The organism is Gilliamella sp. ESL0250 (genome assembly GCF_013345045.1).
GTDB lineage: Bacteria > Pseudomonadota > Gammaproteobacteria > Enterobacterales > Orbaceae > Gilliamella > Gilliamella apicola_H.
On record NZ_JAAEDV010000010.1, the window covers coordinates 18349 to 41980 of the forward strand.

At 36.2% G+C, this 23632-nt stretch carries 20 protein-coding genes, 1 tRNA gene and 1 other RNA gene; 3 read left to right on the forward strand and 19 right to left on the reverse strand.

Annotated features, from left to right (window positions below):
- Positions 1 to 8: 8 nt before the first annotated feature.
- The 16 genes from recB to GYY69_RS08665 form a co-directional block, all read right to left on the reverse strand.
- Positions 9 to 3485, reverse strand: a complete 3477-nt coding sequence (gene recB, locus GYY69_RS08590) for an exodeoxyribonuclease V subunit beta (RefSeq protein ID WP_174797304.1) — start codon at positions 3483 to 3485, stop codon at positions 9 to 11.
- The gene (gene sixA / locus GYY69_RS08595) at positions 3464 to 3907 is read right to left on the reverse strand and encodes a phosphohistidine phosphatase SixA (RefSeq protein ID WP_202984982.1); all 444 of its coding nucleotides are present in this window, start codon (positions 3905 to 3907) and stop codon (positions 3464 to 3466) included. Before sixA ends, recB begins: the two co-directional genes overlap by 22 nt.
- Positions 3908 to 3932: 25 nt before the next feature.
- Positions 3933 to 4229, reverse strand: a complete 297-nt coding sequence (locus GYY69_RS08600) for a YfcZ/YiiS family protein (protein ID WP_085247387.1) — start codon at positions 4227 to 4229, stop codon at positions 3933 to 3935.
- Between the two features lie 795 nt (positions 4230 to 5024).
- The gene (locus GYY69_RS08605) at positions 5025 to 6791 is read right to left on the reverse strand and encodes a DEAD/DEAH family ATP-dependent RNA helicase (RefSeq protein ID WP_174797306.1); all 1767 of its coding nucleotides are present in this window, start codon (positions 6789 to 6791) and stop codon (positions 5025 to 5027) included.
- A 357-nt stretch (positions 6792 to 7148) separates the two neighbouring features.
- Complete coding sequence (gene nlpI, locus GYY69_RS08610) at positions 7149 to 8003, reverse strand: lipoprotein NlpI (RefSeq protein WP_174797307.1); 855 nt, start codon at positions 8001 to 8003, stop codon at positions 7149 to 7151.
- 30 nt (positions 8004 to 8033) lie between these two features.
- The gene (pnp, locus tag GYY69_RS08615) at positions 8034 to 10148 is read right to left on the reverse strand and encodes a polyribonucleotide nucleotidyltransferase (protein WP_174797308.1); all 2115 of its coding nucleotides are present in this window, start codon (positions 10146 to 10148) and stop codon (positions 8034 to 8036) included.
- Positions 10149 to 10456: 308 nt separating this feature from the next.
- Complete coding sequence (gene rpsO / locus GYY69_RS08620) at positions 10457 to 10726, reverse strand: 30S ribosomal protein S15 (protein WP_065567223.1); 270 nt, start codon at positions 10724 to 10726, stop codon at positions 10457 to 10459.
- Between the two features lie 148 nt (positions 10727 to 10874).
- Positions 10875 to 11798 carry a LysR family transcriptional regulator gene (locus GYY69_RS08625; protein WP_174797309.1) on the reverse strand — a complete coding sequence of 308 codons (924 nt, stop codon included), beginning with the start codon at positions 11796 to 11798 and terminating at the stop codon, positions 10875 to 10877.
- 196 nt (positions 11799 to 11994) lie between these two features.
- Positions 11995 to 12747, reverse strand: coding sequence for a TSUP family transporter (locus GYY69_RS08630; protein WP_174797310.1), 753 nt, complete (start codon positions 12745 to 12747; stop codon positions 11995 to 11997).
- Positions 12744 to 13817, reverse strand: coding sequence for a chorismate synthase (aroC, locus tag GYY69_RS08635; protein ID WP_174797311.1), 1074 nt, complete (start codon positions 13815 to 13817; stop codon positions 12744 to 12746). The genes GYY69_RS08630 and aroC overlap by 4 nt, the downstream gene beginning before the upstream one ends.
- Before the next feature lie 30 nt (positions 13818 to 13847).
- Positions 13848 to 14741 (reverse strand): 50S ribosomal protein L3 N(5)-glutamine methyltransferase, encoded by an 894-nt coding sequence (gene prmB / locus GYY69_RS08640; RefSeq protein WP_174797312.1) that lies wholly within the window; start codon positions 14739 to 14741, stop codon positions 13848 to 13850.
- 148 nt (positions 14742 to 14889) lie between these two features.
- Positions 14890 to 14977, reverse strand: a tRNA-Ser gene (locus GYY69_RS08645).
- A gap of 71 nt (positions 14978 to 15048) precedes the next feature.
- Positions 15049 to 15138, reverse strand: coding sequence for a cytochrome bd-I oxidase subunit CydH (cydH, locus tag GYY69_RS08650; protein WP_174797313.1), 90 nt, complete (start codon positions 15136 to 15138; stop codon positions 15049 to 15051).
- 27 nt (positions 15139 to 15165) lie between these two features.
- Positions 15166 to 17247 carry a carboxy terminal-processing peptidase gene (prc, locus tag GYY69_RS08655; protein ID WP_174797314.1) on the reverse strand — a complete coding sequence of 694 codons (2082 nt, stop codon included), beginning with the start codon at positions 17245 to 17247 and terminating at the stop codon, positions 15166 to 15168.
- A gap of 9 nt (positions 17248 to 17256) precedes the next feature.
- The gene (gene proQ / locus GYY69_RS08660) at positions 17257 to 17805 is read right to left on the reverse strand and encodes an RNA chaperone ProQ (protein ID WP_174797315.1); all 549 of its coding nucleotides are present in this window, start codon (positions 17803 to 17805) and stop codon (positions 17257 to 17259) included.
- A 64-nt stretch (positions 17806 to 17869) separates the two neighbouring features.
- Entirely contained in the window at positions 17870 to 18226 is a 357-nt protein-coding gene (locus tag GYY69_RS08665) for a DNA-binding protein (RefSeq protein WP_174797316.1), read from the reverse strand.
- Between the two features lie 179 nt (positions 18227 to 18405).
- Here GYY69_RS08665 and GYY69_RS08670 point away from each other — a divergent pair, with 179 nt between their 5' ends.
- The 3 genes from GYY69_RS08670 to rnpB all read left to right on the forward strand — a co-directional run bounded on the left by GYY69_RS08670 (position 18406) and on the right by rnpB (position 19825).
- The gene (locus tag GYY69_RS08670; RefSeq protein ID WP_174797317.1) at positions 18406 to 18669 is read left to right on the forward strand and encodes a helix-turn-helix domain-containing protein; all 264 of its coding nucleotides are present in this window, start codon (positions 18406 to 18408) and stop codon (positions 18667 to 18669) included.
- Positions 18670 to 18907: 238 nt separating this feature from the next.
- A complete protein-coding gene (gene bamE, locus GYY69_RS08675) occupies positions 18908 to 19270 on the forward strand; it encodes an outer membrane protein assembly factor BamE domain-containing protein (RefSeq protein WP_174797318.1) in 363 nt (120 codons plus the stop codon).
- 165 nt (positions 19271 to 19435) lie between these two features.
- An RNA gene (gene rnpB, locus GYY69_RS08680) (RNase P RNA component class A) lies at positions 19436 to 19825 on the forward strand.
- A gap of 1 nt (position 19826) precedes the next feature.
- On the opposite strand, the gene GYY69_RS08685 is transcribed toward rnpB, so the two are convergent.
- The 3 genes from GYY69_RS08685 to rng all read right to left on the reverse strand — a co-directional run bounded on the left by GYY69_RS08685 (position 19827) and on the right by rng (position 23625).
- Positions 19827 to 20522, reverse strand: coding sequence for a DedA family protein (locus tag GYY69_RS08685; RefSeq protein ID WP_174797319.1), 696 nt, complete (start codon positions 20520 to 20522; stop codon positions 19827 to 19829).
- Positions 20523 to 20552: 30 nt separating this feature from the next.
- The gene (tldD, locus tag GYY69_RS08690; protein ID WP_174797320.1) at positions 20553 to 22010 is read right to left on the reverse strand and encodes a metalloprotease TldD; all 1458 of its coding nucleotides are present in this window, start codon (positions 22008 to 22010) and stop codon (positions 20553 to 20555) included.
- A gap of 139 nt (positions 22011 to 22149) precedes the next feature.
- On the reverse strand, positions 22150 to 23625 hold the full coding sequence (gene rng, locus GYY69_RS08695) for a ribonuclease G (protein WP_174797321.1): 1476 nt from the start codon (positions 23623 to 23625) through the stop codon (positions 22150 to 22152).
- Between the last annotated feature and the right edge of the window lie 7 nt (positions 23626 to 23632).

Below are 23632 nucleotides of genomic sequence, written 5' to 3' on the forward strand. Positions count from 1 at the left end.
TTAACGGCTTATAGCTCATTTAACACTTCCCCCTCAAATAGCTTATCAAGCTCTTCGATAAACGCTTGCTCAGGTAGATGGTAAAAGATGCCATGCTCTGGCATACCACGCAAAAAGAGATAGTAAACACCCCCAAAATGGGTTTGATATTGGTAATTGGTTAAACGACCTTTTAAAAAGCGATGCAAGGCTAAACAGTAAAGTTGGTATTGTAGGTCGTAGCGATGTTCACACATCACTTTTTCTAGTGCTTCTTGATTATAAGAATCAACGCATTCACCTAACCAATTTGATTTATAATCAACCACATAATATTTCCCTTCAAATTTAAACACTAAATCAATAAATCCCCTTAGCATGCCTTTTACCGAATCAAAATCTAATTTAGGGCATAATCTTGATAAACGATCATATTGTTTGCAAAGATTATCTAATTGCTGGCTAGTTACGGTTTTTCGTATAGGAAGATAAAATTGTAATTCGTTAATATGTTGCCCCATTAACACTTGCGATAATATTAAATTTGGAGCATGCAGTTGTGTAGTCAATACTTGTTGCATCCAATTCGTTACTACACCACTCCATGCTGGCTCTAAATTGAGTTTTTTTACCATTTGATTACATAATTCATCAAGGTTATCTGGTGTGATCTCTTCCATAATGCTGTGCATTAATGTACCCACATATGTCCCTTTCGGAAAGTGGTGGATATCATATTGTATATCGGTTGACGGAGCATTAGCAGGTTCAAGTTGGAGCTCATCCCAATCATTAATAATATCGGGATTGTAAGTCAATATGGCATGATTATGTTTTTGTAATTCAGTATAACTTGTGACTCGCCAACTGCTTGATAGCTTACGCGAAAACTCATTCGCCGATAATGATTGGCTTGGTAAAATTTGAGAAATATACTGTTCGTTTTCTATCGGTAATTGTACTTCAACTAAATTGGCCATATTGGCAATTGATCTAAGTTCATTTTTTAATAAATGATTAATCGCTGATTGACTTTTCTTCAACGACGCAAGCCCAATACTGCAATGATAAACCGATCGGGTCATTGCTACATATAATAACCGCAAATCTTCAGCAAGGCGTTCATTTTCTATCTGTTGTTTAATCTCGTCGGTCAGTAACCATGCATAGGTTGTTTGATAGTCATTGTCTTTATCATGATAAAATTGACTATCCGCCTCACGATACATCGAAATAAATGGCAACCAAACAATTGGGAATTCTAGCCCCTTGGATTTATGAATAGTAATTATTTTGACAAGGTTTTCGTCACTTTCAAGGCGTTGCTGGTGATTTTCTAAATTAGGATCGGGGCTAACTATTTGTTTTGTCAACCAACGAATTAACGCATGCGGACTATCTAATTCATTTGATGCTTCTTGGAGTAACTCGCCTAAATGCATTAAATTGGTTAACGTTCGTTCACCATCTTGGCGAGCTAATATGTTTTCAGCTAAATGACGTTTTTTCATCATTCGGCGTAACATCACTAATACACCATAATATTGCCAAATTGCTTGGTATTGTTTGAATTCTTCAACTAAACTTTCCCATCTGTCTTGATCGTCAGTGATTTGTTCAAGTTCAGTCATGCTTTGCCCTAATAATGATGTCATTAATGCTAGCCTTAATGTTGTTTCGTTTTCAGGCATTAAGACGGCTTGCAATAAACTCAATACATCATTGGCCTCAATTGAAGAAAAAACACTACTATTATTTGATAAATAGACGCTTTTAACACCGTAATTGGACAATTTTTGTTGAATAATTTCGGCTTCACGCCCTGTGCGCACTAAGATCGCAATATCAGCTGTAGTTACAGGACGTTGTTTTTCTTCATTATCAATTAATATTGAAGAATTAGACAATAAAGACACAATTTGATTAGCACAACAACTTGCTATATGTTCTTGATAATCTGTATTGGTTGCAATGCCATCAGGCAGTAAATAAGCTGTGAGTGCGGCAACTTCTTGGTTATTCACTTGCAAAGACTTTTGTTGATTCCTTTTTGCCGCATCCATGGGTAAAAACGGAATATCTTCAAATATAAATGGATTATTACAATTAGCGAACAATTGATTAACCGCTTTAACCATCGAAACCGATGAACGATGGTTGACATCCATAGTAAAATAATTTTCTCCAGTCGATTGTTTAGCTTTTAAATAAGTGAATATATCAGCGCCCCGAAAGCTGTAAATCGCTTGCTTGGGATCGCCAATAAAGAGTAAACCTCGATCTGGCTGTTGGTTATCATAAATACGGTCAAAAATTTGATACTGCGTGGGATCGGTATCTTGAAATTCATCAATCAAAGCAACGCGGTATTTTGATGCTATAGATTGCGCTAATCGTTTACCTGTTTTTGCTTGTAACGCGCGATTAAGTTGCCCAATAAGATCATCAAAGCTCATTTCACCATGTTTGAGCTTTTCGTCATAAAGCCCTTTTTGAATCACGCTAACAATATCCATTAAGATTTGGCTACGCAAGTCCAACGACTGTGTATATAAATCGTCAATTTGTTCAAAAACAAAATGACATGGCGCATTCTTTCCTTCTTTTGTCTTTTCGATTAATACCGATTGCTTAAATTTTTTAAGTTCATCTGGTAATTCAAACGTTTGAGTTGCGCTATTAGCCCATGCTGATACTTTAATGACCCAATTGGGTAAATGTCGGCTATTATAAGATTGTTTGCTGACACCTGATTGAGTAATGATATTGACTAATTCATCAGATAAATCTAACCAAGACTTTTTAACATTTTCAATTATTTCATAATTTTTTAGATAAAACGCCTTAATTGTTGTACCGATATCTGGATTTAGTTTGTTAGTATTGTTAAGATTTAAACCTAAATAAGGTGTGATATCTTTTAATAATGCGGCTGGATCTTGCCATGTAGCAAGTACCAAATAAGCAAGCTGTTTATCAAGTGGCGTAAAATAGTGACGCCAAAACTCTTGTGTTACCCTTAATTTCAGTTGAGATTCATCAGAAATTAACTTTTGTTCAAATAAAACACCTGACTCAAACGCATGGCTAGTTAATATACGCTGACAAAAACTATGAATAGTATAAATTGCCGCGTCATCCATTGATTGTTGAGCTACAGTAAGTTGTTGTATTGCTAATTTGTGATCATCAATTAACTCAATGAGTTGCTGATAAATCGGATCTTTATGCTGCTGTTGTTGTAGTCCAATTCGTAATTCTTGAATATTTTGTCTTATCCGTGAACGTAGCTCTTGAGTTGCAGCTTTAGTAAAAGTAACAACCAAAATTTCATTAACGTCTAAAGGTCTTGGATAACTATTTTGACCAATACCAAGCAATAATCTTAAATAAATAAAGGCGAGCGAATAAGTTTTACCTGTTCCTGCCGATGCTTCAATTAAGGTTCGACCAGTTAAAGGTAAATCAAAAAGATTGAGTTTTTTTACTCTGCTTGATGAAACCATTCAAGCTTTCCTGCAGAATCTGGCAATAAATTAACACAACCAATTGCAGCAGTAGGAAACATAGGCGGAGAGACATGTGGACAAAGTTCATTAACTAAATATCCTACTAATGGCAAATGTGATACCACAATTACATTTTCAATCCCATCGGCTAACAATAATGTTAATACGTCAACAATATGAGATGGGCTACCACTAGGTACTAAAAATCGATTAGTTTCAACTTTGTCGACACGAACATGCGATGATAATTCTGTCAATGTTTGTTGTGCTCGTAGATAAGGACTCACTAAGCCAAAATCAAATTGATAATTTTGCTGTTTAAGCCATATTCCAGCTTGATTTGACTGAATAATACCATAATCTGTTAATGTTCTACTTGAATCTGATGAAGCAGAAAATCCTGCTTCACCATGTCTCATAATACAAACTTTCATCAATATTTAATTAACGTAATTTTAATTGGAAAATCATGGATTCTGCACCACAGCAAAAAGTGAATTTTACTGATAATTTAAAGCCATCATTAATTTTTTCAATATTACTCTCAATTTTGCAAGGCTCAGTTTCAACATCTTTGGCAGCTTGCGTTAATGATGCCAACTTTTGTTGAGCTTCAGATTCTGTCGCAAAAACACGCTCATATTCAGCGCTACAATCCTCGTTGTCAATTATTGTACCAACATCCACGCAACAACATGCTGCTGTTTCGTTTGCTTTACATTTGTTTAAAGAATCTGTCATGCTCTACACCTCTATTTACCAGTTGATATGGTCAATAGTATACTCTCAATCATAACTTAGGGCAAAGTGCTAACTCTGTTTTGTTTTAGTTTAGTTATTTATAATAACTCGATAACTAACCGCTTTAACAAATTTTGATTGAGTTTGTAAGTCATATATCAGAATTATTCGCGCTGTTTAGCGTAAGTTGAAAAACGACTGTATAACGCGTCTCCCAAACAAGCGATACGGCGCTTATATCATAAAAAAATCACCGTCACCGATTTGGCCAACTGCTTTATGATCAATCGTCCAACTATTTATCGCACTGAAAGACCTCATTAAACATTCAATAACATGACTCACATTGAATATTAAATACGAAAACAGATAGCATCATTTTCTAGGTGAGTTGTGTGCTCAATATCGGATATTCACCTTTTGGGTTATATTTTTTGTAAAAAATATTCAGGATTCTATACCGTTTCAGGATAAATTGAGGCTTTGCCATCTCTCATTTGTTCAAACGTGTGCTCGCATCGTATCCATTAGAAATTCACAAAACCAGCTAGCCCTAAAATAAATGGGTAAGTCAAAAGATAGAAAACGAAAAGTTTAAGCGATTGCAGGTAAAACGTTTTATGAGCTTTTTGAATGATTCATCATGAAGTGTAAACAACCCATTGTTTTCCTAGCTGTCATATAATTAGTTTTCTGAATAAATGTTGGCAGAATATAACAATAAACTACTTTGACAATAGTTGTGCAAATAAGATGGAATGAACAGACCTCTGCCAGACGGCAGAGGTTACATTATTAAAATTTAGGCGCTGAAGGACGACCACGTTTTTTAGCAAATCCTTTATCTGATGTTTCAGATTTGCTACCTTTACGACTTCGCTTAGATTCAGACATGGTGCCATTAACCAAACTCATTTTCATTGGCTGATTAAGAACTCTTACTTTTTCAAAGTGTTTTAACATGTCTTTTGGCATGCCTTTTGGTAATTCAACAGTTGAATAAGTATCATAAAGTTTAATATTACCAATATAACGGCTACTAATATCGGCCTCATTGGCAATTGCACCAACGATATGCCGCACTTCAACACCGTTTTCTTTACCAAGTTCGATACGATACATATCCATATCGCCCACATCGCGACGCTCACGACGTTTTGGTGTTTCGCGATTATCTCCTCGTAGACGGCGCTCACCACCACGGTTATCTCGATCACGAGTGTCACGAGATGGTTTAAATACCGGATCAGGTGGAAGAATCAGTGGACGTTCACCTTGCGCTAATTTGAGCAATGCAGTGGCAATTGTTTCAAGATCAGTACCACTTTCGGCTTGTATTTGCGCTAATAAATTTTGGTATTGATCTAAATCACTACTTTCTAACTGTTTTTGGACTTGCTCCGTAAATTTAGCTAAACGACGTTTTTCGAGCAACTCTTTAGATGGCAATCCAACTTCTGGTATTGGTTTTTTTATGGTATGTTCGATATTTTTAAGCAAGCGACGTTCACGACTATCAACGAATAAAATAGCACGACCTGCTCGGCCAGCTCGGCCAGTACGTCCGATACGGTGAACATAAGATTCTGAATCTAACGTAATATCATAATTGATAACTAAGCTGATGCGCTCAACATCTAAACCACGAGCCGCAACGTCTGTTGCAATTAAGATATCTAATCGACCATTACGTAAACGATCTAATGTTTGTTCACGCAGTTGTTGTGTCATATCGCCATTTAAAGCGGCACAACTAAAACCGTGTTTTTCAAGCACTTCTGCCACATCTAAAGTAGCCGATTTTGTTCGAACAAAAATAATCGCTGCATCAAAATCTTCAGCTTCTAAAAAGCGAACAATCGCTTCATTTTTACGCATACCTCGAACAAGCCAATAACTTTGGTCAATATCAGGCGCTGTTTGATTAGTACCTTTAATTTGAACTTCTTTTGGATTATGCATAAATCGTTTAGTAATACGACGAATTGGCGCTGGCATCGTTGCTGAAAATAATGCTGTTTGATGATTTTCGGGAATGGTTGCCATGATGCTTTCAACATCATCAATAAAGCCCATTCTTAACATTTCGTCAGCTTCATCAAGCACTAAACCTTTCAAATTAGAAAGATCTAATGTTTTACGATTTAAGTGATCAAGCAAACGCCCTGGTGTACCAACCACTATTTGTGGCCCTTGTTTTAACGCACGTAATTGCACGTCATAACGCTGCCCGCCATATAAAGCTAATACTTTTACACCTTTCATGTATTTTGAATATTCAGAACAAGCATCTGCAACTTGCATAGCTAGCTCGCGTGTTGGAGCTAGAACTAAAAGTTGTGGTGCTTTTAAGTTTGCATCAATATTCATTAAAAAAGGGATTGAAAATGCGGCAGTTTTACCACTACCAGTTTGCGCCATTCCCAATACGTCGTTACCTTCTAATAATAGAGGTATACATTCAGATTGAATAGGTGATGGTTTGCTAAAACCAAGATCATTTAATGCATTAAGGATATCCTCGGATAAACCAAGGTCAATAAAAGAAACGTCTTTTGTCATGTAAACTCGCTTATAAACTTTGAATATATAAGCTTGCTTAATTAGTTAGCAAAAAATTGATAATGATTAACTAATATCAATTAAGATTTCTCTTATTTTTGCTAAACAAAATAAAGAAAGCAGATATAAATTTATGCCAGCTCACTAAATTGAAAATTTACAACTCACCCCAATAACTAACTGCCGATATTGACTCAACAACTATTCGATATAGAAACAACTTAAATTTAAAGCTAATTAATGCTTATATAATCTAAGATAAAGTTATCTGCATGACAAATGTTGAGAATATATTATTTGGCAAATCAGAACTACGCTATAACAATATTTTCACTTTTAAAACTGGCATGACCCTTGTTACTTTTCTTCAAGTAACTTCATTTCATAGAGTGCCTGTTGATGTTCAACATAGTTATAAATATTATTGGCTAAAGCATATTTAAATAACATTTTGGCACGCTCGTTGTCACCTTTACTTTGATAATACTTACCTAAGTAAAAATAGACTTCACAAAGGCGCTCGGCTAACTGCCGATTATTTTCAGCACCTTGTTGAAGGTTCTGCATTAATTTAGACTCACTTATTTTGTCTAAATAAAATGCAATAATATTGCCACTATAAATCGTTTTATCATTAATCAGATCATAACGTTTTTGTAGCTCATTTTGGGCAGCTTTATTGTTGATCTCCTTCTCAATCAGATAAAGCCATAAAATCCTGATAGGTTCATTCACATCATATTGATAAAACTGCAATGCATCGCGCTCAGCAGCTTGATAATGCCCTGTACGATATAACGCAATTGCACGATTTAAGTAAGCATAAGCATAAGCAGGATCAAGCTCCAACGTTGTATTAAACGATGTTAAAGCTTCATCAAAATTACCTTCTCTGAGCGCATAAGTCCCTAAAAAATTATAAACATCAGGGATTTCTGGATTAAAATTTAACAAATACGAAAAATCGCTTTGTGCAAAGGCTTTAAAACCTAATGAATCGTAAACAATACCACGCTCAAAAATAAGTTGCATTCGCGTTACAGTATCAAGATCTTTTCGTGATAACTGTTGGCTGATCTGAGCAATTTTTAATTCGTCATCATATGAAACCTGCTCAGGAACAGCCAGCAAAGGCTGAGAGTGAGAACAACCCGACAAAAGAATAACAGCTAGCAAAAAGCAGTATACAGTCCTCAGGCTGAATAATTTCACTTTTACCCCCTAGTGAAGTGAATCACAGTTTTATTCTGCTGTCGGAGCAACGTCTACTGCCGACTCAACAGCATCTTTCATGCTTAAACGGATTCTACCTTGGCGATCAATTTCGAGTACTTTCACATTCACTTCTTGACCTAATTTTAAATAATCAGCCACTTTTTCGACTCGATGATCAGCAATTTGAGAAACATGAACAAGTCCTTCTTTCCCACCAATAACAGATACGAAAGCACCAAAATCAACGATTCTAGTAACTTTTCCTGTATAAATTTTACCAATTTCGACATCAGCAACTAAATTAGTAATGCGTGCCATGGCATCTTTCGCTTTATTGCCATCTGAAGCTGCAATCTTGACTGTACCATCGTCAGTAATTTCAATAGTAGTCCCTGTTTCTTCAGTTAAAGCGCGAATAGTTGCCCCACCTTTACCGATAATATCGCGGATTTTATCAGGATTAACATTCATCGTATAAATACGCGGTGCAAATTCCGAAATTTCTTGACGAGGTTTATTAATTGCTTGCTCCATTACACCTAAAATGTGTAAACGTGCACCTTTTGCTTGATTAAGCGCTACTTGCATAATTTCTTTAGTGATACCTTCAATTTTGATATCCATTTGTAATGCACTAACGCCTTCACGCGTACCTGCTACTTTAAAGTCCATATCACCAAGATGATCTTCATCACCAAGAATATCTGACAATACCACAAATTGATCGCCTTCTTTGACTAGGCCCATCGCAATACCAGCAACAGATGATTTAATTGGCACGCCAGCATCCATAAGCGCAAGTGAAGCACCACAAACAGAAGCCATTGAAGATGAACCATTTGATTCGGTAATTTCTGATACCACTCGGACAGTATATGGAAATTCTTCACGACTTGGCATTACTGCCGCAACGCCACGTTTAGCTAAGCGACCATGGCCGATTTCACGACGTTTTGGAGATCCAACCATACCTGTTTCGCCAACAGAATATGGAGGAAAATTGTAATGAAGTAAAAAACGTTCAGTATATTCACCCGTTAGTTCATCAATGATTTGTGCATCACGTTCTGTACCTAATGTTGCCGTGACTAATGCTTGGGTTTCGCCACGTGTAAACAGTGCACTACCATGTGTTCTTGGTAAAACACCCGTACGGATATCAAGTGCACGAATCATATCTTTTTCGCGACCATCAATACGAGGTTCACCCGCAATAACACGTTTACGAACAATTTGGCTTTCTAAATCGACGATAATATTAAGCACTTCGTTTTCATCAACTTCTTCATTTTGTTCTTTTAGTGCGGCTAATACTTCTTCTTTGATTAAATCGATTTGAGCATAACGTGCTTGTTTTTCGGTTATACGATAAGCTTCACCTAAACGTTCTTTAGCGAGTTCAACAATGGCATTATATAGCACTTCGTTTTTAGCCGGTGCAACCCAATCCCATTTTTCGCAATTGGCTTTTTTTGCAAATTCATTAATATTATCAATAACAACTTGTTGTTGTTCATGACCAAATACCACCGCTGCTAACATTTGATCTTCAGTAAGTAAATCAGCTTCAGATTCAACCATTAATACTGCACTTTTAGTTCCAGCAACTACTAAATCTAAACGACTTGTAGCCAGTTCTTTTACAGATGGATTTAAGACAAATTCATCATTAATAAAGCCTACACGCGCAGCACCGATAGGGCCATGGAATGGCACTCCTGATAAGCAAAGCGCAGCAGAAGCGCCAATCATAGCAACTAAGTCTGGGCTCACATCAGGATTTACTGAAACAACGGTTGCAATAATTTGGATTTCATTAACAAATCCTTCAGGGAATAATGGGCGAAGTGGACGGTCAATCAAACGTGCAATTAAGGTTTCGCCTTCACTTGGACGACCTTCTCGTTTAAAAAAACCACCGGGAATACGCCCTGCTGCATAGGTACGTTCTTGGTAATTAACTGTTAGCGGGAAGAAGTCTTGACCTTCTTTCACTTTTTTATTGGCAACAACGGTAACAAATACGGCGGTATCATCCATATTAACCATAACCGCAGCAGTTGCTTGACGAGCCATAATACCTGTTTCTAAAGTAACAGTATGACGACCATATTGGAATTTTTGATGAGTCGGATTAAACAAAATAATGTCCTCTTGTTATTTATTATGTTGAAGTTTGATATTTCGACAGGAAGCAGCATTATGCTGCACTTATTGATACTCTCTTCAACAATGTGGGGGTAAATTCAACAAAAAGATTATTTCACTGTCACGACTAATGACAAATCTATAAATTATAGAGCTCTCATTAGTCGCGCGAAACATGAGATACAATCTTTACTTTGTTGGCTTACATAAAATATTAATTTTTTCGAGCTCTGTATTATATCAGAGTGTCAATTTTTCACAACGAAAAAGAGGCCTAAGCCTCTTTTCAAGTAGATGATGAATTAGCGACGTAAACCTAGCTTTTTAATTAATTGGCTATAACGTTCGATATCTTTACGACGTAAATAATCTAATAATTTACGACGGCTAGACACCATACGTAATAGACCGCGACGGCTATGGTGATCTTTTTTGTGCTCAGAAAAATGACCTTGTAAATCATTAATACGTGCAGTTAAAAGAGCAACTTGAACTTCAGTTGAACCTGTATCGTTAGTACCACGACCATATTCAGCAACGATTTTCGCTTTAGCTTCTACAGTTAGAGACATAATAAACCTCTTTAAATAAATATAAAATATAGAATGACCGATCTCTAATTCAGACATTCCTCAATATTCATATAGGAATATATGAACTGCGTAATTATACTGAAATTTGTTAAAATAGCAATTTGATTTACTTAGTTAACCACAGGATTTACTTAAGTTGAAAACCATATTCTTCTTGAATAAGTTTTTTTAATGCCTCAATATAATTTTGGGCTGATAGACTCAATTGAGCTTTTTGTGATGTGATCCAACCAATTAGGATTTTTTCATCTACATCTAAAGGTATTGATAAAATATCAGAACCATTTAAATCCGTACTTAACACCCCTGTACTAATGGTATAACCATTAAGTCCATGCAATAGATTAAACAAAGTTGCCCTATCACTCACATGAATACTTTTTTTATGGTAAACCGTACTTAAAATCTCTTCTGAAAAATAAAACGAATTATACTCCCCCTGCTCGAAAGAGAGATAAGGATAATTCTCTAAATCATCTAACGTTAATGACTTCATTCCCGCTAATGGATGATGAGTACTAATAAATACATGAGGATGCGCTTCAAAAAGTGGATTAAAAGTCAATCGATGTTCTTTCAGTAGTCGCAAAATTACCTTTTGGTTAAAATCAGTCAGATATAAGATGCCAACTTCGCTGCGTAAATTGGCGACATCGGTGATAATATCATATGTTCTTGTTTCTCTGAGTGTAAATTCGTATTCATCCGTATGATTTTTTTTTATTAAATTAACAAAAGCATTGACCGCAAAAGCATAATGTTGGGTAGATATACTACATAGCTGCTTAGACGGTGCTTTTTTTGAATAGTGTTGTTCCAATAACTCAGCCTGATCTAAAACTTGTTTAGCATAACCTAAAAACTCAACACCATCGGTCGAAAGTGAAACGCCTTTGGAGGTACGTACAAAAATCTCAATACCAAATTCAGCTTCTAAATCTTTTACCGCCGTTGATAAACTCGGTTGTGTAATGTACAAATTTTTAGCTGCCTCATTAATTGAGCCTGAACGTGCAATTTCTAAAATATAACGTAGTTGTTGAAGTTTCATAATATCAGTTAATGTCTTAACACAAACTATCTTGCTTAACACAAATATATACTAAATCATATTTAAGTGAAGTAAATAATTGTTATCGTTTTTATACTCAAACACATACTTTCCTGAAAGTTTTTAACAACGATTTTGTTGTGCTATTGGAAAATAGTGATGAAAAATAAATATTAATGATTAAAATGGTGAGCAATTAAAAGAAGTTTTCGTAAATTAATTTTATACTCATAAGCGTTGAAACAGTAATTAGCATTGGTCTGATTAATTTGCGACCTTTAGCAATGACCATCTTAGCACCAAGTCTTGCACCTATAAATTGACCAACTAACATGATAAGTCCAATTGACCATATCACTTCGCCACCAACAATAAAAAACAGTAAACCGGCTAAATTTGAAGTGAAGTTTAATACTTTGGTATGTGCTGTTGCTTTAGTTAAATTAAAGCCAGCCAGTGTAATATAGGCTAACGCATAAAATGAACCCGCGCCTGGTCCAAAAAATCCATCATAAAAACCAATTGCCAAAGCTGGTATTAGTGCAAATTGGATAAGTGAAAAGCGACTTTTACGATCGTTTTCACCAATGGTTGGAGAAAGCAAGAAATAAAGTCCCACGCCAATGGTTAAAATAGGCAGTAATAGCTTTAGAAAATCAGCTTGGACATGCATAACCGACAATGTTCCAACTGCCGATCCAACAAAAGCAAACATGATTGAACACTTTTGCTGCTTTAAGTCGACCATTCGCTGACGAATAAAATATAAACTAGCAGAAAATGAACCACCGCAGCTTTGTAATTTATTAGTCGCCAAAGCACTGGCTGGCGGCAGTCCAACAGCAAGTAAAGCAGGCACAGTTAATAAACCACCACCACCTGCAATTGAATCAATAAAACCAGCTAAAATAGCAATAATAAACAGTAAGATAAGTATTTCACAACTCATAGCGAATTGACATCATTACATTGAGCTCGATAGCGAAGATAATGATCCATTAGCACTATAGCAACCATCGCTTCAGCGATGGGCACGGCTCGTATTCCTACACATGGATCATGTCGACCATGGGTCGATACTGCAACAGTTTCGCCATGGATATTAATTGATTGCCCTGCAATTTCAATGCTTGGTGTTGGCTTTAAGGCGATACTAGCTAATATCGTTTGTCCTGAGCTAATACCCCCTAAAATACCGCCAGCATGGTTAGATAAAAAACCTTGCTTAGTTATTTCATCTCGATTTTCACTGCCTCGTTTATTAACAACCGCATAACCATCACCAATTTCAACGCCTTTCACTGCATTAATACTCATTAACGCATGTGCAAGTTCAGCATCTAATTTGTCAAATACGGGTTCGCCAAGTCCTACAGGAACGTTTTCGGCAACAATACAGACTTTAGCACCAATTGAGTCACCCTCTTTTTTCAGTGTTCTGAGCAACTGATCAAGTGCCTCTAATTGGCTTTCGTCAGCGCAAAAAAATGGATTTTGTTCAACTTGTTGCCAATCTTTTAATTCACATTTTACATCGCCCATCTGAGCCAAATAACCACGAATGGTTATACCAAGCTTTTCTTGCAGATATTTTTTTGCAATCGCGCCAGCGGCAACACGCATGGCAGTTTCACGAGCAGAAGAACGACCGCCACCACGATAATCGCGTATGCCATATTTATTTTGATAAGTATAATCTGCATGGCTTGGTCTAAAGATATCTTTAATTTTGCTATAATCTTGAGAACGTTGATCAGTGTTTTCAATAAGTAATCCAATACTTGTACCTGTTGTCACACCCTCAAATACACCTGATAAGATTTTGACTCGATCGGCTTCTCGGCGTTGAGTAGTATAACGAGAAGATCCTGGCCTACGACGGTCAAGGTCATGTTGCATATCTGATTCAGTTAATGCAAGTCCTGGTGGAACGCCATCGACAATACACCCTAATGCTACGCCGTGTGATTCACCAAATGTGGATACTTTGAATAATTTTCCGATTGAGTTTCCAGCCATAATAAATTTATTCCAATTATTAAAGGTAGCTTATTTAAAACAGTAATGATATTGAATCAACTCTTCACGAGTGATCGCAAACACGCCCAGACCACCATGCTTAAATTCAATCCAATTAAATGGGACATCTGGATATTGTTGCTTTAGGCTAATCCAGCTATTGCCAACTTCACAGACTAATATGCCCGCAGGTGCTAAATAATCTATCGCATCTCGTAAAATTGTTTTTACCAAATCTAAACCATCAAAACCCGCCTCTAATGCTAATTTAGGTTCATATAAAAACTCATCTGGCAAATCACTCATATCTTCACTATCAACATAAGGTGGATTTGTGACAATGAGATCATATTGTTTTACAGGCACATCCTTAAATAGATCTGACAAAATAGGGGTAACTCGAAAATCCATTTCGTGCATTTCAATATTTGTTTGTGCAATATCTAATGCTTCTAATGAAATATCGGTGATATCAACTTGAGCATCAGCAAACTCATAAGCACAAGCAATACCAATACAACCACTGCCTGTGCACAAATCTAAAATATTTTTAGGCTCAGCAAATATTAGCTGTTCAAAATGGTTATTGATGAGTTCACCAATAGGAGAACGAGGAATTAATACGCGCTCATCAACGTAAAAAGAATGGCCACAAAACCAAGCTTGATTAGTTAAATAAGGGGTTGGCACACGATCTTTAATTCGTTTTTGAATAACATCAAAAAGTTGATTTTTTTCATCATTAGTTAGATGTGCAGAATAAAATTCTGTAGGAATAAACAACGATAGCCCTAATGTTGCTAAAATGAGTTGTTTAGATTCATCAATAGGATTATCCGTACCATGTCCTAAAAAGACATCTGATAGATTAAGTTGCGATGCTGTCCAGCGTATAAAGTCCTGAACTGTGCGTAAGTTTTCCATAATGACTCCAAATGCTTTAGGAGAGGAAGGCGTTATTTGTCATTCTAGGCGACTGCCTGCAATGGGGTTTTGCTAGAGTAATCTTGACAGTATGCTTCTAACAACAATGTTGAACCTAATGTTCCACCCTTTAATGACTAACTATTTATGGCGGTGAGGAAGGGATTCGAACCCTTGATACGTTGCCGTATACACACTTTCCAGGCGTGCTCCTTCAACCACTCGGACACCTCACCTAATTATTAGAACCTGCTTTTTCAAGCAGGCTGCATACTATAATGATCACAAGATAATTAATCAAGCTTTTTTAATTCATACAAACAATAATACCAAATGTGGCTAAAACAGCGAGTATACCAACTGTTGTGATCAAAGCATATTTTATATCTGAACACATTTTATTATCTCCAATTATTTTTTATTATTAATTAGTCTTCTCGATTGGCAAATCAAACGAAATAATGTTGTTAATAGAACCATTACTTTCAATTTTTGGATATTTAGCCGCAAAATCAAGAAGTATCTCGATTGATTCATCTAAGTAAGCATCGGGTTGTTTATAATCCTTAGGTAAATCATCTAATTTAGTAATTGATGGTAAACCAGCTTTCTTTAGACGTTCATTCATTCTTGTTAAATCACGATCATCATTAGTTTTTTGTTCTGCTTCTCGTTTTTTCTTATTAAGCGAAACAATATATTGACGATCTTTTTTATCATTAAACCGCTTAATATCTTCATCAATATAGATAAATTCAGGATTTTTTGAAATCCTAGTCAAATGTTTCGCTTCTAAATCAGGTAACAACGGCTTAATATTGGCAAGAGTCAAATAATTAGCTGATGGTATTTTATCCCAAGGTAACGCATTGTCTAAGAACCGTTCACCTGTCTCATCAACATATTTCACTCTATTCATTTCAATATCTGGCTCAACACCTTTCAATTGTGTACTACCGCCATTAATACGATAAAACTTCTGTATAGTGTATTGAGCACCGCCCAGTTCAGGCCAATTTGGATGTAACCTTGCATCAACTGGATAAGAAATGTTACGTGATGTTTGTACAGTTCCTTTACCATAAGTCGTTTCACCAACGATTAATGCACGTCCATAATCCTGCATAGCGGCAGAAAATATTTCTGATGCTGATGCACTATAGCGATTAATCATCACAACAAGTGGACCAGTATATTCGATACCTTTATTTTTATCATCATAAGTAATGACTTTTTGCAAATTATCTCGAACTTGAACAACAGGCCCGCTATCAATAAACAAACCAGTTAAAGTGATAACTTCCGCTAATGAACCACCACCATTATCACGTAAATCAATAACCAAACCTTGTAAATTTTCTTTATTTGCTTTCGATAAAAGAGATTCTACTTTTTCGGTTAATCCCATGTAGAAACTCGGTATTTCAATAACCCCTACTTTACCGCGCTGATTATCAATGATCTTCAATTTCGCTTCACGATCTTCAAAATGAATTTTATCACGAGTAAGCTCGATGACTTTGGCCTTACTATTGTTACCTACTGGTAAAATTTCTAACTTAACTACAGTCCCTTTTGGTCCACGAATTTTATCGACAATATCATCTAAACGCCAACCAATAACATCTTCAACGGCTGAATTGCTTTGACCTACGCCAATAATCTTATCCCCGACACTAAGTAGCTTACTTTTTTCAGCGGGCCCGCCAGTGACAAAAGACATAATCACGGTATAGTCGTCTTGCTGACTTAATGTTGCACCAATGCCTTCGAATGATAAACTCATTTCAGAGTCAAAATCGCGTTTTTTACGTGGCGCTAAGTAACTAGTATGGGGATCGATCTCTCTTGCAAATGCATTCATAAACACTTGGAAAGCATCTTCATTATTTGATTGCATTATCGTTTTCAAAACACGTTTGTAACGTTTAGTTAATATTTCTCGGATCTGTTTTTCATTTTTCCCTGATAAGGATAAACTGAGCTCGTCATATTTAACGCGTTTGTCCCAATAGGTATTGAGTTCAGCTTCAGAAGTCGGCCATGCAATTTCTTCACGATTGAAATCAACTTCATCATTGGCAGAAAAATCCATAGGACGCCGTAAAACTTCAAGAGCATATTGATAACGGTTATAGCGCTTTAGTAAAAAAAGATTATAGATGTCATAAGCCGTTTTTAGATCACCATCAATTAATTCCTGACCTAAAAACTCTTGTCTGTTTCGGAATTTATCAACATCACCTTGAATAAATATAGATTTATTCCCATCTAATAGTTTGAAATAGCGATCAAAAATCTGAGCAGAAAAAACGCCATCTAAGGCAAAATTGCGGTAATGTGATTGTGTAAAAAAATTGGTTACACGTTTAGCGACAACCTGATGAATCTCATCTTGCTTCAAAACGGGGATTTGTTCTTTAGCTTGTGGTTTTGCCTGAACGTTTTGGCTAACAATTCCAAAAACAAGACTAAGTGCAATAATACCTTTCAGTAATTTATTCATTCAAATTCTCTACTTATTGATAATGTGTTCAGGTTTAACCGTTAACTCCATACCTACACCAACCTTTACTTTAATTTGCTCTTTCTCAATATTAATAATTTGTACTTTTATAGGTTTATTGCCTACAATAACTTTAACAAAATCACCAATTTTTGGAGTTTTAGATTTTTTAAAGGGTGCACGTGTCGTTTTACGTTTTTCTTTTGCGCGTTCTTTAAAGCGCGCTTTAGCCTTTTCTTTGCTCTCTTTTAATTGTTGTTGAGCATGATCCATCTGTTCTTGGTTAATGACTTCATGAGGGTTGCCATCTAAGTCAACACGGTTAGCCCCTTCTTTTATACTATACAAGTAGCGCCAACTCATGGTGTATGCGCGCAATGCAGCACGAAGTTTAGTTTTACTAATTACGTCACTGTTATCCAAACGAGACAGGATATCTTGAAAAATACCAATTTTTAATGGTTTTGCTTCACCTTCAAGGGTAAAACAATTCGGGAATTGTTGAGCTAAATAAGCAATAATCTCTTTACTATTTGTTAATTGAAACTGACTTTCCATTATTATATTCCATAGCAACTAAATTTTACGGACGTTAAAGTATATCGCAGCTTATACAATAACACTAATCATCTTTTTTCTGTTTATTAATAAAAGTAATAAAATCTTTAATACCGTTTCGCATCAACCATGAGGAGACAATAGATTGTTCATCAGCGGATAACTGTTCAAATGCAGTTATCCAAAGTTGTAAAGGTTCGATCGGCGAAATGATATAGTTAGCACTTTCTTCTTCACTATATAATGCTTTTTTAACACTAAGTGGTAAGCTACCAATATGATATTCCAAAGCTTTACCTCGAACACCCGCTCTTTTTCGAGCAGTCCAATTTTCAGCTCTGGCTTTACGATTAACACCTTGTATCGTTGACGGCATCCCTGCAATACTTGATAGCTCTTTTGATGAAAACCACTCTTTCATTTTTACTATCCCATTTTAACACATTTAAGAAAAAGTTATAGAAATTAAAGAAACTTTGATACAATGAATAAGAAACGCATAATTATTAATAATTCAAGTTCAATTGCAAACTTACTCGTTTTAGTAACTTTGGAGCATAACATAGATATACAAGGTTATAAACTAAGAGGAAATAAAAAATGAAAAAAAAGTCTAAAGATTGGCATCCAGCAGACATTATCGCCGCCCTAAAAAAGAAGGATACAACCCTTGCAAAGCTATCGCGTCAATCAGGTTTAAGCTCATCAACACTCAGAAATGCATTAGTTAGACCATGGACGAAAGGAGAGATCATTATTGCCAAAGCATTAAATTTAGAACCCCATAAAATATGGCCTAGCCGTTATATCGATTCGAAAACAAAACAACCAATAAAGCGTGTAATACGAAAGAGCAAAGAATAAATTTTACAATAAGCTGTAGGCAAGAAATGAATTTAAACAAAAAAATAGAAAATATGGAAACATATAGAAACAAAAATCGTTGTTTCCATGTTTCTAGCTTAATAACAATTTTACTATAATTGAATATCAGTTAATTTTTCCCATAAATATAAATATTTCTTCATCTTGAACGTTGCCCAACATGTGCTATTATTAACGATTATCAATAAAAGCATTACCCATCTCAGGCAACAATATAATGAAAAATGTAACAAAATACCTTATCGCATTATTTTCAATTGTCATATTATCAAGCTGTTCACAAAAGAATTTTGTAGAACAAGGAACTCCGTTAAATAAAGAAAAAGTAAAAAATATAGTGGAAGGTTCAACGACAGAATCCCAAATCATTAATCTATTTGGTAAACCTACAAGCCAAAAGGAACTTAATTCAAATGAAACACAATGGACTTATCAATACACGAAAAAGAGTTCAACCAGCCATATGTTAATTGGTGAAACTCAATACGATATTATTGAAGGAAAACTCGATATTATTATCTCTAAAGGTGTGGTAATTTGGTTTAATTATGACGAACACCAAAAACAGAAAAAGTGGTAATTAAAATTATCCAGTTTTATAGCACATCGTCAAGGTGTGCTAATCGCTTAATGTTTGCTCTTTATTGAACATACTTACCTTAAAAAACGTTTAAACTTCATTCAACTATTTTCTACATGATATACAATTCTGGACAAAATTGCGCATTAGGTTATACTCATCCAAGAAATTAACCAGACAATCGCTGCTTTGTTGCTGTCCTTGTATTAAAGGAGACAAACAGAGGGGAGGAAAGTCCGGGCTCCATAGGGCAGAGTGCCAGGTAACGCCTGGGGAGTTTTGGCGAGAGCTAAAATTCACGACTAGTGCAACAGAAAGTAAACCGCCGATGGCTTATTTTATAAGATCAGGTAAGGGTGAAAGGGTGTGGTAAGAGCACACCGCGCAACTGGTAACAGTTGTGGCACGGTAAACTCCACTCGGAGCAAGGTCAAATAGGGATTCATTGGCGCGGCCCGCGTTGAATCCGGGTAGACTGCTTGAGCTAATGCGTGAGCATTAGCCTAGAGGAATGATTGTCCACGACAGAACCCGGCTTATCGGTTAATTTCACTTTCTATTTTTTATTGTGGTTTGATGTCGCTTTAGATTGTCTTTTATTATTTATCGAGCGTTTGACAGCAAGAAAAACTGAAAATAGCAATCCTAATACCAATAAAAAAACAGGTATTAACATTAGCAAAGACATAATTTGCTTTTCATACTCTTTGAAAATTGGCGATAATCCAAATAAATAACCTAACGTCACAATCAAGAAAATCCATAATGTTGCACTGATCAAATTATAGATATGGAATTTTCGACTATGTAATCCTGATAATCCTGCCATCATTGGTAATAATGTACGTACGAAAGCAATAAATCGTCCAATAAATAGCGCCTGTAATCCATACTTATGGAATAATACTTCAGATTTATGATGATATTTTTCAGGTATATGCGCCATCCAACCTTGTACAAGCTTAGTATTGCCAAGCCACAAACCTTGTGCATAACCTAACCAAGTTCCTAAAGCTGCGCCAGCAATTAAAATAAGATTAATTAGACCAAAATGAAATACATTTTGACTAATTAATACACCCGTTAAGAATAATAGGCTGTCTCCAGGCAAAAAAGCTGCTGGTAAAACGCCATTTTCTAAAAGGATAATAACAAACAACATACCATATAGTGCCCATAGCACATTAGGATTTGAAAGCGTTGCAATATCCAAATTAACAAACGCATGATAAAGTGTCATTATTGTTTCCATCTATTCTAAAATCCCATTGATGTATATTTATTAGTGGTTAATGGTACCACCAACGGTTAAATTATTCACTTTCAAAGTGGGTTGCCCAACCCCAACAGGAACACTCTGGCCAGCTTTACCACAAATGCCTACACCTGAATCGAGTTCAAGGTCGTTACCCACCATTGATACTTGTTGCATAGTTTCAATACCAGAACCAATTAGCGTTGCGCCTTTTACTGGCTTTGTTATTTTGCCTTTTTCAATCAAATAAGCTTCTGAAGCAGAAAAAACAAATTTACCGGAAGTGATATCAACTTGCCCACCAGCAAAATTCGGTGCATAAAGCCCGTAATCAACACTGCTTATGATATCGTCAAAAGAAGAACTGCCCGCCAACATATAGGTGTTTGTCATTCTTGGCATAGGTAAGCAAGCATATCCTTCACGACGCCCGTTGCCCGTTGAATATGTATTCATCAATTTTGCGTTGAGTTTATCAAATAGATATCCTTTTAGGATACCATTTTCAATAAGTACTGTTTTTTGACTTGGTGTTCCCTCATCATCAATTGAAATTGAACCACGCCGATTTTCAATCGTGCCATCATCGACAATAGTACAAACTTCTGAGGTGACTTGCTCGCCCATTTTTCCGGAAAATACTGAGCTATTTTTACGGTTAAAATCGCCTTCTAAACCATGGCCTACAGCTTCATGTAACAAAACACCTGGCCAACCTGCACCTAAAACAACTGGCATTGAGCCAGCGGGTGCCGCTTTAGCTGAAAGGGAAACGAGTGCTTGGCGTACAGCCTCTCGCGTGTAACTATCCGCATAACTTTCTGATGTTTTAGGATTGATCGTTAAGAAATATTCATACCCAAATCGTCCTCCTCCGCCACTACTTCCACGCTCGCGTTTACCCTCTTTTTCAACCAAAACTGAAACTGACAAACGAACCAAAGGACGAATATCGGCACATAGTGTACCATCCGTTGCTGCAATTAAAATGTCTTCGTAACTACCCGTTAAGCTAGCTGATACCTCAATAACGCTTGGATCAATTGAGCGCGCTAACTTATCAACTTGCTGCAACAACGCTATTTTCTGCTCTTGAAAAAACGAATTGATCGGATTTATTGATGGATAGATTGATACTGCTTGAGTCGATTTAAATGGCGTGACAGCGATAGGGGTTTGTAGTTTAGTGATAGAATTTGCAGCTAATACACTTTGTTCTAAACGTGCCAATGAAAGCTGATCAGTATAGGCAAAGCCCGTTTTTTCACCCACAACAGCCCTAACACCAACGCCTTGATCACGATGAAACGAGGCATTTTTTATAATACCGTCTTCAAGTAACCAACTTTCATAATAACCAGATAAGAAATATAAATCACCAAAATCAATTCGCCTTGAACTTAGCATATCAAGCAAATGCAGAAGATCTTGTTGGCTTAGATTGTTTGAATTGAGCAATCGTTCACTCACTTGAGTTAGTATCATAAATTCCTTAAATTTTAATTGCGGATGCTAGCTTTTTTGATGTTTGATTAAAAAACTCGAACATAATGATTGTTTAGCTTTCATCATTTTTATACTAAAACGCATAGTTTCCTAAAACTTTTTTACAAAATAGTGCTTATTACATTAACACCACGTCGTATTGTTCTTGAATATAAAGTGGTTCAACTTTTACTTCAACACGTTTGCCTACAAATACCTCAACTTCGGCTAAAGCATGAGACTCATCATGAGTTAAAGCATTAGCCACAGCGGCTGAGGCATAAACTAAAAAGTATTCTGAGTGATGCGCTTTATAAATACGAACTATTTCACGTAAAATTTCGTTGCAAACTGTTTCTACCGATTTGACCATACCACGGCCTTTACATGCTGGACATTCCTGACACAAAATATGCCCGATACTTTCGCGTGTTCGTTTGCGAGTCATTTCGACCAAACCTAAAGTCGAAAATAAATTAACAGTCGTTCTGGCTCTATCTTTAGATAAAGAATCTTGCAACGATTGTAACACCCGCTCTCGATGCAGCTCCTCTTGCATGTCAATAAAGTCGATAATAATAATACCACCTAAATTACGTAATCGTAACTGGCGTGCAATAGCAATGGTTGCTTCAATATTAGTATTAAAAATCGTTTCTTCTAAATTTCGATGACCAACAAATGCACCGGTATTAATATCAATTGTTGTCATGGCTTCGGTTTGATCAATAATTAAATATCCGCCTGATTTCAATTTAACTTTACGATCTAATGCTCTTTGTATCTCGTTTTCGGTATCATAAAGATCGAATATCGGTATATTACCACGATAATGTGATAATTTACTGGTCACTTCGGGCATAAATTCTTGCGTAAACTCAATCAGTAAATCATACGTCAACTTCGAGTCGACCAAAATTCGCTCAATCGGATCACCAACAAAATCACGTAATACACGCTGTGATAATGCCAATTCACCATAAACTAGATTTTTACTTACTGGACGAGCCATACGCTGTTGAATTTTAGTCCAAAGTCGTTTTAAAAAATTGGCATCTTGCTCTAACTCATGCGCGCTCGCACCTTCGGCTGCCGTTCTAACAATAAAGCCTCCTTCGCATGTCACATATTGCTGAACAATATTTTTTAACCTTTCCCGTTCTTGTTCACTTTCTATGCGTTGCGACGTTGCCACATGTGCAGAATTTGGTCCAGGCATTAATACTAAATAACGCGACGGCAAAGTAATATCGGTTGTCAGTCTAGCGCCTTTGGTTCCTAGTGGATCTTTAACCACTTGCACCATTAAGTCCTGTCCTTGACGAACAAGTTCAGAGATATCTTTTACTTGAAATTGTTCTTGTTCAGAATCAGATACACACTCAGTATGAGGCATAATATCTGATGCATGTAAAAAAGCCGCTTTCTCAAGCCCAATGTCTACAAAGGCAGCTTGCATACCTGGCAAAATACGAATCACTTTACCTTTATAGATATTTCCAACAATACCACGCCTAGATTCGCGATCAACATGGATTTCTTGCAATACACCATCTTCTATATAGGCAACTCGTGTTTCAGATGGCGTCACATTCATTAATAGTTCAACAGACATAAGATTC

Coding starts and splice junctions, on each gene's coding strand:
- recB (WP_174797304.1), bottom strand. CDS start 3,485: ATGGTTTCATCAAGCAGAGTAAAAAAACTCAATCTTTTTGATTTACCT.
- sixA (WP_202984982.1), bottom strand. CDS start 3,907: ATGAGACATGGTGAAGCAGGATTTTCTGCTTCATCAGATTCAAGTAGA.
- GYY69_RS08600 (WP_085247387.1), bottom strand. CDS start 4,229: ATGACAGATTCTTTAAACAAATGTAAAGCAAACGAAACAGCAGCATGT.
- GYY69_RS08605 (WP_174797306.1), bottom strand. CDS start 6,791: ATGACAAAAGACGTTTCTTTTATTGACCTTGGTTTATCCGAGGATATC.
- rpsO (WP_065567223.1), bottom strand. CDS start 10,726: ATGTCTCTAACTGTAGAAGCTAAAGCGAAAATCGTTGCTGAATATGGT.
- GYY69_RS08625 (WP_174797309.1), bottom strand. CDS start 11,798: ATGAAACTTCAACAACTACGTTATATTTTAGAAATTGCACGTTCAGGC.
- GYY69_RS08630 (WP_174797310.1), bottom strand. CDS start 12,747: ATGAGTTGTGAAATACTTATCTTACTGTTTATTATTGCTATTTTAGCT.
- aroC (WP_174797311.1), bottom strand. CDS start 13,817: ATGGCTGGAAACTCAATCGGAAAATTATTCAAAGTATCCACATTTGGT.
- prmB (WP_174797312.1), bottom strand. CDS start 14,741: ATGGAAAACTTACGCACAGTTCAGGACTTTATACGCTGGACAGCATCG.
- cydH (WP_174797313.1), bottom strand. CDS start 15,138: ATGTGTTCAGATATAAAATATGCTTTGATCACAACAGTTGGTATACTC.
- prc (WP_174797314.1), bottom strand. CDS start 17,247: ATGAATAAATTACTGAAAGGTATTATTGCACTTAGTCTTGTTTTTGGA.
- proQ (WP_174797315.1), bottom strand. CDS start 17,805: ATGGAAAGTCAGTTTCAATTAACAAATAGTAAAGAGATTATTGCTTAT.
- GYY69_RS08665 (WP_174797316.1), bottom strand. CDS start 18,226: ATGAAAGAGTGGTTTTCATCAAAAGAGCTATCAAGTATTGCAGGGATG.
- GYY69_RS08670 (WP_174797317.1), top strand. CDS start 18,406: ATGAAAAAAAAGTCTAAAGATTGGCATCCAGCAGACATTATCGCCGCC.
- bamE (WP_174797318.1), top strand. CDS start 18,908: ATGAAAAATGTAACAAAATACCTTATCGCATTATTTTCAATTGTCATA.
- GYY69_RS08685 (WP_174797319.1), bottom strand. CDS start 20,522: ATGGAAACAATAATGACACTTTATCATGCGTTTGTTAATTTGGATATT.
- tldD (WP_174797320.1), bottom strand. CDS start 22,010: ATGATACTAACTCAAGTGAGTGAACGATTGCTCAATTCAAACAATCTA.
- rng (WP_174797321.1), bottom strand. CDS start 23,625: ATGTCTGTTGAACTATTAATGAATGTGACGCCATCTGAAACACGAGTT.